This window comes from Streptomyces longisporus (assembly GCF_039532765.1).
Taxonomy (GTDB): domain Bacteria; phylum Actinomycetota; class Actinomycetes; order Streptomycetales; family Streptomycetaceae; genus Streptomyces; species Streptomyces longisporus.
The window spans coordinates 42,365-56,984 of record NZ_BAAASG010000024.1; the positions used below are offsets into that span (position 1 = coordinate 42,365).

A 14,620-nucleotide genomic window follows, 5' to 3' on the forward strand; every position below is an offset into this window, starting at 1 on the left:
CCTCCACCCCGTTAGACTCGGCCTTTGGCACCTTTGTGTCCCATGGACGGCCCTCTGACCTCTGTGTGAGTCGGTGACGGGGACCTTCAGCCAGCCAATCGGAAGCACGGGAAGAGATGTCGGCACCGAATAAGTCGTACGACCCTGTAGAGGTCGAGGCGTTGAAACCGGAAGAGATCGAGCGCATGCGGGACGAGGCGCTCGCCGCCTTCGCCGCAGCGAGCTCCCTCGACGCGCTCCAGGAGGCCAAGGTCGCCCACACCGGGGGCACCTCCCCGCTGGCCCTCGCCAACCGCGAGATCGGCGCCCTGCCCCCGCACGCCAAGGCCGCCGCCGGCAAGCTGGTCGGCCAGGCCCGCGGCGCCGTCAACAAGGCGCTGGCCGGCCGTCAGGCCGAGCTGGAGGCCGAGCGGGACGCGCGCGTGCTGGTCGAGGAGTCGGTGGACGTCACGTTGCCGTACGACCGCGTACCGGCCGGCGCCCGCCACCCCCTGACCACCCTCTCGGAGCGCATCGAGGACGTCTTCGTGGCCATGGGCTACGAGGTCGCCGAGGGCCCCGAGATCGAGGCCGAGTGGTTCAACTTCGACGCCCTCAACATCGGCCCGGACCACCCGGCCCGCGGCGAGCACGACACCTTCTTCGTCGAGGGCCCCCAGGGCGGCACCGAGTCCGGGGTCGTGCTGCGCACCCACACCTCGCCGGTCCAGATCCGCTCGCTGCTCAGCCGTGAGCTGCCGGTCTACGTGATCTGCCCGGGCCGGGTGTACCGCACCGACGAGCTGGACGCCACGCACACCCCCGTCTTCCACCAGGTCGAGCTGCTCGCCGTGGACGAGGGCCTGACCATGGCCGACCTCAAGGGCACCCTGGACCACATGGTCCAGTCGCTGTTCGGCGAGGGCATGAAGACGCGGCTGCGGCCCAACTTCTTCCCGTTCACCGAGCCGTCCGCCGAGATGGACATGGTGTGCTACGTCTGCCGCGGCGAGTCCGTCGGCAACCCCGACCGCCCCTGCCGCACCTGTTCCTCCGAAGGCTGGATCGAGCTCGGCGGCTGCGGCATGGTCAACCCGCGGGTGCTCACCGCCTGCGGCGTCGACCCGGAGAAGTACAGCGGCTTCGCCTTCGGGTTCGGCATCGAGCGGATGCTGATGTTCCGCCACAACGTCGAGGACATGCGAGACATGGTCGAGGGTGACGTCCGGTTCACCCGGCCGTTCGGGATGGAGATCTGATGCGGGTCCCGCTTTCTTGGCTGCGGGAGTACGTCGACCTGCCGGCGACGGAAACCGGCCGTGACGTCCAGGAGAAGCTCGTCTCGGCGGGGCTCGAGGTCGAGACCGTCGAGCACCTCGGCGCCGACCTCAAGGGCCCGCTCGTCGTCGGCAAGGTGCTGACCATCGAGGAGCTGACGGAGTTCAAGAAGCCGATCCGCTTCTGCACCGTCGACGTCGGCCGGGCCAACGGCACCGGCGAGCCCCAGGAGATCGTCTGCGGCGCCCGCAACTTCGCCGTCGGCGACAAGGTCGTGGTCGTGCTTCCGGGCGCCACGCTGCCCGGCGGCTTCTCCATCTCCGCGCGCAAGACCTACGGCAAGACGTCCCACGGCATGATCTGCTCCAGCGACGAGCTGGGCATGGGCGACGACGGCACGCACGGCATCATCGTGCTGCCGCCGGAGGCCGAGGTCGGCAAGGACGCCATCGAACTGCTCGAACTCGTCGACGAGGTCCTGGACATCGCCGTCACCGCCAACCGCGGCGACTGCCTGTCCATCCGCGGCGTCGCCCGCGAGACCGCCATCGCCTACGGCCTGCCGCTGCGCGACCCGGCCCTGATCGACGTACCCGGCCCGAACGCGTTCGGCTACCCGGTGCAGGTCTCCGATCCGCTCGGCTGCGACCGCTTCACCGCGCGCACGGTGACCGGGCTGAGCCCCGAGGCGCGCTCCCCGATCTGGCTGCAGCGCCGGCTGCAGAAGGTCGGCATGCGCCCGGTCTCGCTCGCCGTCGACGTCACCAACTACGTGATGATGGAGCTCGGCCAGCCGCTGCACGCCTACGACCGCTCGCTGGTCCAGGGCACCATCGGCGTGCGCCGCGCCGAGCAGGGCGAGAAGATCGTCACCCTCGACGGCGTCGAGCGGAAGTTGCACGCCGAGGACCTGGTGATCACCGACGACCGCGGCCCCATCGGCCTCGCGGGCGTGATGGGCGGCGCCAACACCGAGATCGCCGACCACGACGACACCGAGAACTCCACGAGCGACGTCGTGATCGAGGCCGCCCACTTCGACGCGGTCTCCATCGCGCGCACGGCCCGCCGCCACAAGCTGTCCTCCGAGGCCTCCCGCCGCTTCGAGCGCGGCGTCGACCCGCAGGCCGCGGCCGCCGCCGCGCAGCGCACCGTCGACCTGCTGGTGCTGCTCGCGGGCGGCACCGCCGAGGCCGGCGTCACCGAGGTCATCACGCCGTCCGCCCCGCACACCATCACCGTCCCGGCCAACCACCCGGACAAGGTGGCGGGCGTCGACTACGGCCGCGAGACCGTCGTACGGCGGCTGCAGGAGATCGGCTGCGACGTGTACGGGCAGGACGAGCTGATCGTCACCGTGCCGTCCTGGCGGCCCGACCTCCTCGAGGTCAACGACATCGCGGAGGAGGTCATCCGCCTGGAGGGCTACGAGAACCTGCCCTCCACGCTGCCCAAGCTCCCCTCGGGCCGTGGCCTCACCCACCGCCAGCGGCTGCACCGCCGGGTCGGCCGCGCGCTGGCCGGGGCGGGCTATGTCGAGGCGCCGAACTACCCCTTCGTCAGCGAGCAGGTCTTCGACCAGCTGCTGCTGGAGGCCGACGACGCCGGCCGCCGCGTCGTGAAGCTCACCAACCCGCTCAGCGACGAGGAGCCCGCGCTGCGCACCTCGCTGCTGCCGGGCCTGCTGGGTGCCCTGCGGCGCAACAACGGCCGCGGCTCGCACGACCTCGCGCTGTTCGAGACCGGGCTGGTGTTCCTCCCGCGCGCGGAGCAGAAGACCGCCGTCGCGCTGCCCGTCGACCGGCGTCCCACCGACGAGGAGATCGCCGAACTGAACGCCGCGCTGCCCGAGCAGCCGCGCCATGTCGCCGTCGTCCTCGCGGGCGCCCGCGAGCAGGCCGGCTGGTGGGGCAAGGGCCGTCCGGCGGACTGGGCCGACGCCGTCGAGGCGGGGCGCGTCGTCGCGCGGGAAGCCGGAGCCGAACTGATCGTCCGCAAGGGTCAGTACGGTCCGTGGCACCCCGGTCGCTGCGCCGAACTCGTGGTCGTCGTCGACGGTACGGAGACGGTCGTCGGGCACGCGGGTGAGCTGCACCCGCGCGTGGTGAAGGCCCTCGGGCTGCCCGAGCGCACCGGTGCGATGGAGATCGACCTGGATGTGCTGGAGCAGGTCGGCAACGACACCCCGCAGGCGCCGGGCATCTCCACCTTCCCGGTGGCCACGCAGGATGTCGCGCTGGTCGTCGACAAGTTCGTGCCGCATGCCGAGGTTGAGGCTGCGCTGCGGGACGGGGCGGGGGAGCTGCTCGAGGCGATCCGGCTGTTCGACGTGTATGAGAATGCCGAGCAGCTCGGTGAGGGACGGAAGTCGCTGGCGTATGCGTTGCGCTTCCGGGCTCCCGACCGGACCCTGACCGTCGACGAGGCGTCTGCGGCTCGGGATGCGGCGGTTGCCCTGGCGGGCGAGCGTACCGGGGCGGTACTGCGCGGGGCGTGAACCCTCCGTAGGAGAAGGGGGGTGGGCCCGACGGACCCACCCCCCTTCTCCTGACCTGCATAAATGCGGATGGCCTGGAGGTTGTCACTCGTTTGGGTGGCAACTTCGGGTGATCTGGCCCTGTCCGGCCATGCCGTGGACAGAATCGGACCGGCCTTTCGGGGTCGGTCCGTCTGTGCTTCGCGGCCTGAGTGGGGGGCCAATCGGCATGATCCGCATCAAGGCTGGTGTTCCCCGCGGGGCGGGGCGACTGCCGTTGCGCCGGGTGCTTGCGCTGGGGCTGCCCGCGGTGTGGGGCGCCATGGCGATCACGTACAAGCTGACCTGTCCGCTCGCGCAGCAGAACGGGCTGGGAGCGCGCATCGGCACCAGTGCCGTCTTCTTCGCGGTGGGGACCGGCCTGATACTCCACGTCCGGCATGTGATGCTCCGCGAGCTCAGAGAGGTCCGGCAGGTCGCGGGTGCCGCGCAGAGTGCGCTGCTGCGGCCGCTGCCGCCGCGGATCGACGGGCTGAACATCGCCGCGGCCCAGCTGTCCGCGGACCGCTGTGCGGCCATCGGCGGCGATCTGTACGAGGTCATCGCCACCGAGCACGGTGTGCGGGTCGTGATGGGCGATGTGCGCGGGCACGGACTCGCCGCCATCGGTACGGTCGCCGCCGTGCTCGGCAGCTTCCGCGAGGCCGTGCACGACGAGGCCGAACTCGGCAGTGTGCTGCGGCGGCTGGAGCGGGCGCTGGCCCGGCATCTGCGGGAGCGGGCCCGGGCCGAGCATCCCTCGGCCGGAGCGGAGCCGGACAACCCGGTCGCCGAGGAGTTCGTCACCGTACTGCTGCTGGAGATCCAGCCGGACGGCGAGGTGCGCGGCCTCAACTGCGGGCACCCCTGGCCGTATCTGCTGGGACCGGCCCGGGCCGAGTTGCTGACCCGGGCCGAACCGCTGCCTCCCCTCGGGCCGTTCCCGTTGCCCGCCGAGCTGCCCGCCCTGCCGTGCGGTCGGCTGCTGCCCGGCGAGGCGCTCTTCCTGCACACGGACGGTGTCGAGGACGCCCGGGACGGACGTGGCCGGTTCTTTCCGCTGCCGGCCGCGCTCGCCGAGGCCGTGGGCGCCGGGCCGCTCTCCCCCCAGTCGGTACTGCGCGCCGTCCTCGCCGGGCTGCTGCGCCACGCAGGGGGAAGACCCGCCGACGACGTAGCACTCCTCGTCCTCCGCAACGACCGCCGCCACGCCGCACGCCCTCCTGGGGAACCGGTCGGCCACCGGGCACGCCGTGGTCTTTAGGGGCGCGGGCCTCTGTTGAATCTGCGGCTACCGCCGCGTGGGTGCGACCAGCCACAAGCTGCCCGCACTCGACAACGCGGCTTCGGCCAACGGCGCTTGGTCGCACCGCCAAGCTGCCAGCCGGCACACCGTCCGCCCCGCCACGGAGTGTCGGGCAGGCAGCTGGGCGGACGGCGCGGAAGCGGGCCGCCGCACTGTACGAGGGGGAGCCGGCGGCCCGGCCGGCCTCTTGCGAGGCATTTCAGTCAACCGGCTGGAAACTCTCCGCGACAGTGCGCGTACGCTGCGGATTCGGGCACTCCGTTCACACCCCGTGTGAAGCCGTTCGCACTACGCTGACGGCACCGAGCGATCCGGGGGGCACCCATGCAGCCCAACACTCTGCTCGACGCGATCCTGGACGAGGCCGGGATCTCGCATGCGGGGCTGGCGGCACACGTCAATCAGGCGGGGCGGGCGCGCGGCCTCGCACTCCGGTACGAACACACCGCCGTGGCGCGGTGGTTGAAGGGGCAGCGGCCCCGAGGGCAGGTGCCCGACCTGATCTGTGAAGTGCTCGCGGGACGGCTGCACCGTCCGGTCACGCTCGACGACATCGGCCTCGGTGTGCCCGGCGAGCCGTCCACCCCGCACGGCACCTCGCTGTCCGGCTTCGTCGAGCGGGCCACCGCGCTGTGGCGCTCCGACGAGCAGCAGCGCCCGCACATCCTGGGCGCGCCCGCGGTCACCGGCACGCCCGCGGTCATGCCCGTGTGGGAGTGGGAGAACCCGCCCGAGGACGTGGATGTCTCGCGCGGCGGCCGGCACCGGGTCACCCCCGGCGACATCGAGATGCTGCGCGCGGCCCGCACCCACTACGAGCAGATGTACCGCAAGGCGGGCGGCATAGCCACGCGCACACGGATCGTCGGCTTCCTCAACGCGGAGGCCGCCCCGCTGCTGCGCGGCAGCTACACCGACGCCACCGGCCGCCAACTGCACCGGGCCACGGGCGGCTTGGTGGCGATCGCGGGCATCTGCGCCTACGACTCCGACGCGCACGGTCTCGCCCAGCGCTACTTCCACCAGGCGCTCAGGCTGGCGAAGGCCAGCGGGGACCGGGGCCTCGGCGCCTATGTGATCGCGCTGCTGGTCAACCAGGCGCTGTTCATGCGGGAGTACCGCCAGGCGGTCGCCTTCGCGGAGGCCGCGCTGCGCGCCGCCGGCAAGCACATCACCCCCGCCCTCGCCTCCGATCTGTACGCGATGCAGGCCAAGGCGTACGCACACCTCGGCGACGGCACGAGCGCCCTGTCCTGCATCCGGCGTGCCGAGCAGGCCGCCGAACGCATCCGGCGCGGGTACGAACCCGACGAAACCGGCTATGTCCAGCCGGGCCTGGTCAACGTCCAGGTGGCGGAGGCACTGCTCAGCCTCGGCGAGCTCGTCGCCGCGGGGGAGCATGCCGCGGCGGCCGTCGACAACCCCGCGCACGACCGCGGCCGGGTGCACCGGCTCGCCATGCTCTCCACGATCGAGCTGCGCCAGGGCAACGCCGACAAGGCGGTGGCCACGGCGGTGCAGATGGCCGAACAGGCCCGCGGAATGGAGTCCCAGCGGCTGCGCGACAGACTCCGCGCGGTACGCGAGTACCTGGTCCGCAGCGGTTGTGCGGGCACCGCCGAAGCCGCCGAACTCATCGACGGGGCACTGCGCGTACCGCTGTAGGAAGGTTCCTGAGCGCCGACACTTACAGTCCCTGCTGCGATATTGCCACTTACTCGACGGAAGGTGGCAGAACCGTGCAGTGGACGAAACAGAACGAACAAACTGTGTATGAAAACCGCTGGTTCACCGTCAACCTGGCAGATGTGGAACTGCCGGACGGGCGGCACCTGGACCACTTTCTGATACGGCTGCGGCCCGTCGCCGTGGCCACGGTGGTGAACGAGGCCAATGAAGTCCTCCTCCTGTGGCGCCACCGCTTCATCACCGACAGCTGGGGGTGGGAACTCGCTGCGGGCGTGGTCGAGGACGGCGAGGACATCGCCGTCGCGGCCGCCAGGGAACTCGAGGAAGAGACCGGCTGGCGGCCGGGACCGCTGCAGCACCTCATGAGCGTCGAACCGTCCAACGGCCTCACCGACGCCCGGCATCACATCTACTGGGCCGACGAGGGCGAGTACGTCGGACATCCCGTGGACGACTTCGAGTCGGACCGCCGGGAATGGGTCCCTCTCAAACTCGTCCCCGACATGGTCGCCCGTGGGGAGGTCCCGGCCGCCAACATGGCGGCCGCGTTACTGCTCCTGCACCACCTCAGGCTCGGGCAGGACGCCTGACCCTGATTCCCCCACCGCGCCCACCCTGATTCCCCCCCACGCCCTTGTCCCTCAGCGGCCCAGGGCTTGCCATACCGTCACGACGAGCGCGCCCACTGCCGTCAGTGCCGCGACCGCGGGCAGCGGCCAGCGGGCGTGCTCCAGGGCGATGATCCGTGCGCTGAGATCGTCGACTTCCTTGTGTGTCTCCTCGGTGCGATGGTTGAGCAGGGCCAGCCCTCCCTCGACGCGCGCATAAGCGACATCGAGGCGGCGGCGTAACTCTGCGAGTTCTCCATGGACCACGGGATGCTCCGGGTCGGCGGTCACGAGTCCGCTCCTTTCCGTAGTCGTCACATCCCTTGCATTGCGCATGGAGAGTCAACTCGCCTGGTGGGCGCGTGGGGAGCGTGTGCGACGGGCATATGCGGGCCCGGCGCGCACACGGTGTGTGAATGGCACGGGCCCGGCACTCCGAAGAGTGCCGGGCCCGTGTTGGTCGCACTGTGTAATCAGCACCCTGGAACGGGCACTGTGCACAGGGCCGGTCGAGGTCAGCCGTAGGTGTAGAAGCCCGAGCCGGTCTTCCGGCCGAGCCGGCCCGCGTCGACCATGCGCTGGAGCAGCGGGGGAGCCGCGTACAGGGGCTCCTTGTACTCGGCGTACATCGAGTTGGCGATGGACACGATGGTGTCCAGGCCGATCAGGTCCGACAGCTTCAGCGGGCCCATCGGGTGGGCGCAGCCCATCTCCATGCCGTTGTCGATGTCCTCGCGGCCCGCGATGCCCGACTCGAACATGCGGATGGCGGACAGCAGATACGGCACGAGCAGCGCGTTGACCACGAAGCCGGAGCGGTCCTGGGCACGGATCGCGTGCTTGCCGAGGACCTTCTCCGCGAACAGCTGGGCCCGGCCGAGCGTGCCCTCGGAGGTGGTGAGCGCCGGGATCAGCTCGACCAGCTGCTGCACCGGGGCCGGGTTGAAGAAGTGGATGCCGACGACGTGGTCGGGGCGGGAGGTGGCCACCGCCAGCTTCACCAGCGGGATGGAGGAGGTGTTGGAGGCCAGGATGGCGTCCGGGCGGGTCACCACCTGGTCGAGCACCTGGAAGATCTCCGTCTTCACCTGCTCGTTCTCGACGACGGCCTCGATCACCAGATCGCGGTCGGTGAACTCGCCCAGGTCGGTGGTGAAGCTCAGCCGTGCCTGCGTCTCGTCCCGCTCCTGCTCGGTGATCTTGCCGCGCTCGGCCGCCTTGCCCAGGGAGCTGAACAGCCGGGTGCGGCCGATCTCCAGGGCCTCCCCGGTGGTCTCGGCGACCTTGACGTCCAGACCGGCCCGGGCGCACACCTCGGCGATGCCCGCTCCCATCTGGCCACAGCCGACCACTCCGACGCGCTGGATGTCGGTCACATCGTCCCCTTCGCTGATCTACGAATGCGGCAGGGCCCCGGTGGTTCGGTGCCTGCTCCAAACCTGCACGTTACCTCCGACGATCGTTGATCGATCGTTCGGGTCCGCGTGGCAGCCTGACGCGGGAGGCGGCCCGGGTCGAGAATCTCCCCCGGTCACGCACATCGGCGCATGGAGGTACGGGAATGCTGCACCGTAGGTCTCGGCTGTCGCGGCGGGCGTTCGCAGCGGCGGCCCTGTCGGCTCTCGTGGCGGGGGGCGGTGCAGTGGCGGCCAGTGCCGCGATGGCGGGCGGCGACTCTGAGCGCCGGCGGTCCGTGCGGGAGATGCGGGGCGTCTGGGTGGCGACCGTCGCCAACCGGGACTGGCCCTCCAAGCCGGGACTGACCGCGGCCGAGCAGCGGGCCGAGCTGATCGCCGTCCTGGACCGCGCCGTGCACGACCGCCTCAACGCCGTGATGTTCCAGGTGCGTCCGACGGCCGACGCGCTGTGGCCCTCCCCGTACGAGCCCTGGTCGCAGGTCCTCACCGGCACCCAGGGCCAGGACCCGGGCTGGGACCCGCTGGGCACGGCGGTGAAGGAGGCCCACGCCCGCGGTCTGGAACTGCACGCCTGGTTCAACCCGTACCGCATCGCCAACCACACCGATGTGACGAAGCTGGTCCCCTCCCACCCCGCGCGCAAGCACCCCGAGTGGGTGGTGCCGTACGGCGGGAAGCTCTACTACAACCCGGGGCTGCCGAAGGTCCGGGCCTTCGTGCAGAACGCGATCCTCGACGCGGTGCGGAAGTATCCCGTGGACGCCGTCCACTTCGACGACTACTTCTACCCGTATCCCGTGACCGGCCAGACCTTCGACGACGACGCGGCCTACGCCCGCCACGGCAAGGCCTTCCCGGACCGGGACGCCTGGCGACGCAACAACATCGACAGGCTGGTGTCCGGGCTCGCCACGCGGATCAAGCAGGTGCGGCCGGGCACGCGCTTCGGCATCAGCCCGTTCGCGGTGTGGCGGAACGCCGCCACCGACGCACGCGGTTCCGACACCCGGGCGGGCGTGCAGACGTACGACGACCTGCACGCGGACACCCGCAAATGGGTGCGGGAGCACTGGATCGACTACATCGCCCCGCAGGTCTACTGGAACATCGGCTTCGCCGCCGCCGACTACGCCAAGCTGCTGCCCTGGTGGTCGGAGGTCGCGCGCGGCACCGGGACACAGGTGTACGTGGGGGAGGCCCTGTACAAGGCCGGCGACCCGGCCCAGTCCGCGGCCTGGCAGGACGTCGCCGAACTCTCCCGCCACCTCACCCTGGCCAAGAACTATCCGCAGGTGCGCGGACACATCTTCTTCGCCGCCAAGGACGTGGCGACCGACCGGATCGGCGCAATGGCACGGGTGGTCGCCGACCACTACCAGCAGCCGGCGAGGCCCCCGCGCTGATCTGCGCCCGGCGGAGCGCTCAGTGTTGGATTTCCCTGTGGCGGATCTCGGTGTCCGGGCCCGGTGAGCAGATGCCCGTGTGCCCGTCCTCGAAGCGGACGCGGTACGGAGGGTTGCCCTCCTGGCCCAGTACTTCGACGATCTCGCCGACCTTGTCGTGTTGGCCTACCACCCTGCCGTGCTGGACAAGCTGGTCGCCCACGGTTGCACGCATCTGTAGGGCCTCCTCACCAGGTGCGGGAGCAGCGGTCCGTGGCCTTGAGTCTACGGCGCGGGGCCACGGTTGGAACCGGCGCGTACATGCGCCGCTCAGCCCCGCGCCCGCTGCGTGACGGCGATGCACACCAGCACCGCCGCGGCCGTCAGCGGGGCGGCCACCGTCAGGTGCTCGCCCAGCAGCAGCACCGACCACACCAGTGTGAGCAGGGGTTGGGCCAACTGCAACTGGCTGGCCTTGGGAATGCCGATCGCCGCCATCCCCCGGTACCAGACGACCAGGCCGAGGAACTGGGAGCCCGCCGCCACCCACAGCAGTCCGGCCACGCTGTGCGCACTCAGCCGTACGGGCTCGTACGACAGCGCCAGCGCGGCGGCCGGCACGCTCAGCGGCAGGCACAGCACCAGCGCCCAGCCGATCACCTGCCAGCCCGGCATGACCCGGGCCAGCCGGCCGCCCTCGGTGTAGCCGGCCGCACACACCAGCAGCGCGCCGAACAGATACAGATCCGCGGTGGTCAGCGCGCCACCGCTCTGCTGCACCGTGAAGGCGACGACCGCGGCCGCGCCCGCGAGGGCCGCCGCCCAGAAGGTGCGGGAGGGGCGGCTGCCCATGCGCAGAGCGGAGAACAGGGCGGTCGTGAGCGGGAGCAGGCCGACCACGACGGCGGCGTGCGCGGTGGTCGACGTCTGCAGGGCCAGCGTGGTCAGCAGCGGGAAGCCGACGACGACTCCGGCGGCGACGACGGCCAGGCCGGTCAGATGCCTTCGGCCGGGCAGCGGCACGCGCAGGGCCAGCAGACAGGCCCCCGCGATCAGCGCCGCGAGAACGCTGCGCACGGCCACCAGGGCCCAGGGCCCGAAGCCCTCCAGGCCCCAGGCGGTGGCGGGGAACGTGAGGGAGAAGGCGACCACGCCGAGGGCGGCCAGGAGGGTGCCGGCGCGACGGTTCGTGGCGGTCACCTGGGTGCCCGCGACGGTCGGCCGGGTTTCCCTGCCGACCGCTATCCGGCCGGGGCTAGTAGCGCTACTCTGTGCTCTCATGCAAGAGCGTAGCAGTGTCGGCGAACTGGTGAATCAGCTGCGGCGGGAACTGGACCGCTACTCTCCCGGTGGAAAGCTCCCGTCGAGCAGGTCCCTCGTCGAGCGGTTCCGGGTCAGTCCGGTGACCGTCTCGCGTGCCCTCGGGCAACTCGCCGCCGAGGGGCTGGTGGTGACCCGGCCGGGCGCCGGAGCCTTCCGTGCCGAGCCGCGCGCAGGGGCCGCTCCCTCGGGTGACACCTCCTGGCAGGAGGTCGCCCTCAGCGCGGACGGCGCCGCCGACCTCGTGCCACGCTCCGTGGACGCCTCCGGGGTCACGGTCTCCCTCGCCGCCCCGCCGCCCGGGGTCGTCGAGTTCAACGGCGGCTATCTGCACCCGTCCCTGCAGCCGGAGCGGGCGATGGCGGCGGCCCTGTCCCGGGCGGGCCGTCGCCCGGGCGCCTGGGGGCGGCCGCCGATGGAGGGGCTGCCGGAGCTGCGCGAGTGGTTCGCGCGGAGCATCGGCGGCCAGGTCACCGCCGCCGGAGTGCTGATCGCCGCGGGTGGCCAGTCCGCGCTGACCACCGCACTGCGCGCGCTCGCCCCGCCCGGTGCGCCGGTGCTCGTCGAATCGCCCACGTATCCCGGGATGCTGGCGATCGCGCGGGCGGCGGGCCTGCGGCCGGTGCCGGTCCCGGTGGACGCGGACGGGGTCCGGCCCGCGCTGCTCGCGGACGCGTTCCGGGCGACCGGTGCGCGGGTCTTCGTCTGCCAGCCGCTGTTCCAGAACCCGACCGGCGCCGTGCTCGCCCCCGAACGGCGCGGGGAGGTGCTGCGGATCGCCCGCGAGGCCGGTGCGTTCGTGATCGAGGACGACTTCGTACGACGGCTCGTGCACGAGGACGCGGGGCCGCTGCCGAGTCCGCTGGCCGCCGACGACCCCGACGGAGTCGTCGTCCACGTCTGCTCGCTCACCAAGGCGACCTCGCCCAGCTTCCGGGTGAGCGCGCTGGCCGCCCACGGGCCGGTCCTGGAACGGCTGCGCGCCATCCAGGTCGTGGACACCTTCTTCGTCCCCCGCCCGCTCCAGGAGGCGGCCCTCGAACTCGTCGGCTCGCCCGCCTGGCCGCGTCATCTGCGGGCGATCTCGGCGGAGTTGAGGGCCCGCCGTGACGCCATGACGGCGGCGCTGTGGCTGCAGCTGCCCGAACTGTCCCTCCCGCACATCCCCTCGGGTGGCTACCACCTGTGGCTGCGGCTGCCCGACGGCACGGACGAGTCCGCTCTCACGGCGGCGGCGCTGCGTGCGGGCGTTGCGATCACGCCCGGCCGTCCGTACTTCAGCGCGGAGTCCTCGGCGCCGTATGCCCGGTTGAGCTTTGCCGCGGTCGCGGGGAGCGGGGAGATCGCTGAGGGGGTGCGGCGGCTGCGGGTGGCTTGTGACGAGGTGTTCTAGGGATCTGCGCCGGTTCTGCAGTGCCGGCACTCCGAGCCCCGGCGAAAACCGTTCGACGTCTTCCTCCCCGCCTGCGAGCCTCCCGCCATGACCGACGACACCCCCAGCCTTCCCGAAGGCTATGAGATCTCCACCGACCCCGACCGTCTCGACGTCGACCGTGTCCACCGGTGGCTGGCCACCGACGCCTACTGGGCCAAGGGCCGACCGCGCGAGAAGCAGGAGCGGGCGATCGCCGGATCGCTCAACTTCGGGGTGTACGACACGGTTTCCGGTGAGCAGGTCGCCTATGCCCGGATCATCACCGACCGGGCGACCTTCGCCTGGTTGTGCGATGTCTACGTCGACCGGTCCGTGCGCGGCAAGAGCATCGGTACGGCCATGGTGGGCGCCGTGCGCGATCATCTGGAGCCGTACGGGCTGCGACGCATCATGCTCGCCACCGCCGATGCGCACGGGGTCTACGCGAAGCTCGGATTCGAGCCGCTGGCGCAGCCGGAGATCTGGATGGCCCTCGTTTTCGAGTGACTTGTCCGGCAGGTCCTGACCGTGAAGTAAGTTTTCGGGCACCGTCGGTGAATGCTCACCAACACCCCTTGACCTGCGCACTTTCCCGACACACCATCGCCGCATGCAACTTCGGGTCACTTTCGTCGCCGCCGCGCGCAGCTCCCCGCTGCTCGCCGAGCGCTTCGAGGACGACCGTCCGCTGGACCAGGCCGGCTGGGACGAGGTGCAGCGCGTCGCCCGCGATCTGGTGCCGCTCGCGGCGGCGGAGCTGCGCTACTGCTCGCCCACGCCGCGCAGCCGTGCCACCGGCGACGCCCTCGGCTATGCGCCGCTGGTCCAACTCGCGCTGCGGGACTGCGACATGGGCCGCTGGCGCGGGCTGACCCTGGGCGAGGCGATGGCCCGCGAGCCGGAGGCGGTGGATGCCTGGCTGGCCGACCCGCGGGCCACTCCGCACGGCGGCGAGTCGCTGATGGGCTTCATCGCCCGGGTCGGCAACTGGCTCGACACCCGGCCCGCCGAGGACGGCGGCCGCATCGTCGCCGTGGCCGAGCCGTCCGTCGTCCGCGCGGCCCTGGTGTACGCGCTGAAGGCGCCACCGTCGACGTACTGGAACATCGACGTACGCCCCTTGTCGACGACCACCGTGACGGGTCACGCCGGGCGCTGGAACCTGCGTTTCGACGGGGCCCCGGTTCAGCCCTCGCGGGCGTAGTCGGTGGTCAGGACGAGGTCCTTGGCGGGGCCGCCCACCCGCCACACCGTCCGCCAGTGGTCGGCGTCCCGGACGGTGAACTCGCCGCGGTAGAGGTCCGCCGCGCAGGGGTGGTCGGCGACATGGTGCCCGCCGGTCAGGTCCAGGTGGTGGAAGGGGCGCCCGTCGGCGAAGCGCACGTCCGCGGTGCCCGGTGAACCGCCGGGCAGGAAACGCAGGGTGCGCTCGGCGGGGCGGGCGACGCCCTGCCAGGTGAACGTGCCGGACTCCTCGTGCAGCAGCCCGCCCCCGGGGAACGGGCTGAAGAGCGTCGTGCCCTCGAAGAAGCCCTCGTCGCCGCTCGCGAGATCCCGCACCGTGCGCGCCACGCGCCACCGCCCGGCGAGATGCGCCAGCACGTCCGCCACGGGCCAGAACTCACCCATGCCCAGCCGTTCTTCCGCCGGGGCTGCAAGGGATCGTCAGCGCATCCATGCCGTCGACCTTACGTCGCGCGTGCCAGGCCCA

At 71.5% G+C, this 14,620-nt stretch carries 14 protein-coding genes; 9 read left to right on the plus strand and 5 right to left on the minus strand.

All coding sequences use genetic code 11. The annotated features are described in order from the left end of the window. The first annotated feature begins 116 nt into the window (after window positions 1-116). From pheS to ABD355_RS38060, 5 genes are all read left to right on the plus strand, one after another. A complete protein-coding gene (gene pheS, locus ABD355_RS38040) occupies window positions 117-1,238 on the plus strand; it encodes a phenylalanine--tRNA ligase subunit alpha (RefSeq protein ID WP_344405638.1) in 1,122 nt (373 codons plus the stop codon). Further along, entirely contained in the window at window positions 1,238-3,754 is a 2,517-nt protein-coding gene (gene pheT / locus ABD355_RS38045) for a phenylalanine--tRNA ligase subunit beta (RefSeq protein ID WP_344405639.1), read from the plus strand. The genes pheS and pheT overlap by 1 nt, the downstream gene beginning before the upstream one ends. 208 nt (window positions 3,755-3,962) lie before the next feature. Next, window positions 3,963-5,036: a PP2C family protein-serine/threonine phosphatase gene (locus ABD355_RS38050; RefSeq protein WP_344405640.1), complete on the plus strand. Its 1,074-nt coding sequence runs from the start codon at window positions 3,963-3,965 to the stop codon at window positions 5,034-5,036. Between the two features lie 366 nt (window positions 5,037-5,402). Beyond that, window positions 5,403-6,743 (plus strand): NsdA family TPR-like regulatory protein, encoded by a 1,341-nt coding sequence (locus ABD355_RS38055; protein ID WP_344405641.1) that lies wholly within the window; start codon window positions 5,403-5,405, stop codon window positions 6,741-6,743. 74 nt (window positions 6,744-6,817) lie between these two features. Next, window positions 6,818-7,357 carry an NUDIX hydrolase gene (locus ABD355_RS38060; protein WP_344405642.1) on the plus strand — a complete coding sequence of 180 codons (540 nt, stop codon included), beginning with the start codon at window positions 6,818-6,820 and terminating at the stop codon, window positions 7,355-7,357. Between the two features lie 51 nt (window positions 7,358-7,408). On the opposite strand, the gene ABD355_RS38065 is transcribed toward ABD355_RS38060, so the two are convergent. Both ABD355_RS38065 and ABD355_RS38070 read right to left on the minus strand, forming a co-directional pair. Continuing rightward, entirely contained in the window at window positions 7,409-7,666 is a 258-nt protein-coding gene (locus tag ABD355_RS38065) for a hypothetical protein (protein ID WP_344405644.1), read from the minus strand. A gap of 224 nt (window positions 7,667-7,890) precedes the next feature. Beyond that, window positions 7,891-8,751, minus strand: a complete 861-nt coding sequence (locus ABD355_RS38070; RefSeq protein ID WP_344405646.1) for a 3-hydroxybutyryl-CoA dehydrogenase — start codon at window positions 8,749-8,751, stop codon at window positions 7,891-7,893. Window positions 8,752-8,936: 185 nt separating this feature from the next. On the opposite strand from ABD355_RS38070, the gene ABD355_RS38075 reads away from it, so the two are divergent. Next, window positions 8,937-10,196, plus strand: a complete 1,260-nt coding sequence (locus ABD355_RS38075) for a glycoside hydrolase family 10-like protein (protein ID WP_344405648.1) — start codon at window positions 8,937-8,939, stop codon at window positions 10,194-10,196. Between the two features lie 19 nt (window positions 10,197-10,215). Here ABD355_RS38075 and ABD355_RS38080 read toward each other — a convergent pair whose 3' ends face one another. Continuing rightward, window positions 10,216-10,410: a DUF1918 domain-containing protein gene (locus tag ABD355_RS38080; RefSeq protein ID WP_099927555.1), complete on the minus strand. Its 195-nt coding sequence runs from the start codon at window positions 10,408-10,410 to the stop codon at window positions 10,216-10,218. Between the two features lie 95 nt (window positions 10,411-10,505). Then, a complete protein-coding gene (locus ABD355_RS38085) occupies window positions 10,506-11,456 on the minus strand; it encodes a DMT family transporter (RefSeq protein WP_344405650.1) in 951 nt (316 codons plus the stop codon). On the opposite strand from ABD355_RS38085, the gene ABD355_RS38090 reads away from it, so the two are divergent. The 3 genes from ABD355_RS38090 to ABD355_RS38100 all read left to right on the plus strand — a co-directional run bounded on the left by ABD355_RS38090 (window position 11,455) and on the right by ABD355_RS38100 (window position 14,113). Next, entirely contained in the window at window positions 11,455-12,888 is a 1,434-nt protein-coding gene (locus ABD355_RS38090) for an aminotransferase-like domain-containing protein (RefSeq protein ID WP_344405652.1), read from the plus strand. The genes ABD355_RS38085 and ABD355_RS38090 overlap by 2 nt on opposite strands. Before the next feature lie 87 nt (window positions 12,889-12,975). Beyond that, window positions 12,976-13,416: a GNAT family N-acetyltransferase gene (locus ABD355_RS38095; protein ID WP_344405653.1), complete on the plus strand. Its 441-nt coding sequence runs from the start codon at window positions 12,976-12,978 to the stop codon at window positions 13,414-13,416. Window positions 13,417-13,519: 103 nt separating this feature from the next. Next, window positions 13,520-14,113: a histidine phosphatase family protein gene (locus tag ABD355_RS38100; protein WP_344405654.1), complete on the plus strand. Its 594-nt coding sequence runs from the start codon at window positions 13,520-13,522 to the stop codon at window positions 14,111-14,113. Here ABD355_RS38100 and ABD355_RS38105 read toward each other — a convergent pair. Continuing rightward, window positions 14,095-14,538, minus strand: coding sequence for a DUF6314 family protein (locus ABD355_RS38105; protein WP_344405655.1), 444 nt, complete (start codon window positions 14,536-14,538; stop codon window positions 14,095-14,097). The genes ABD355_RS38100 and ABD355_RS38105 overlap by 19 nt on opposite strands. Window positions 14,539-14,620: the final 82 nt, after the last annotated feature.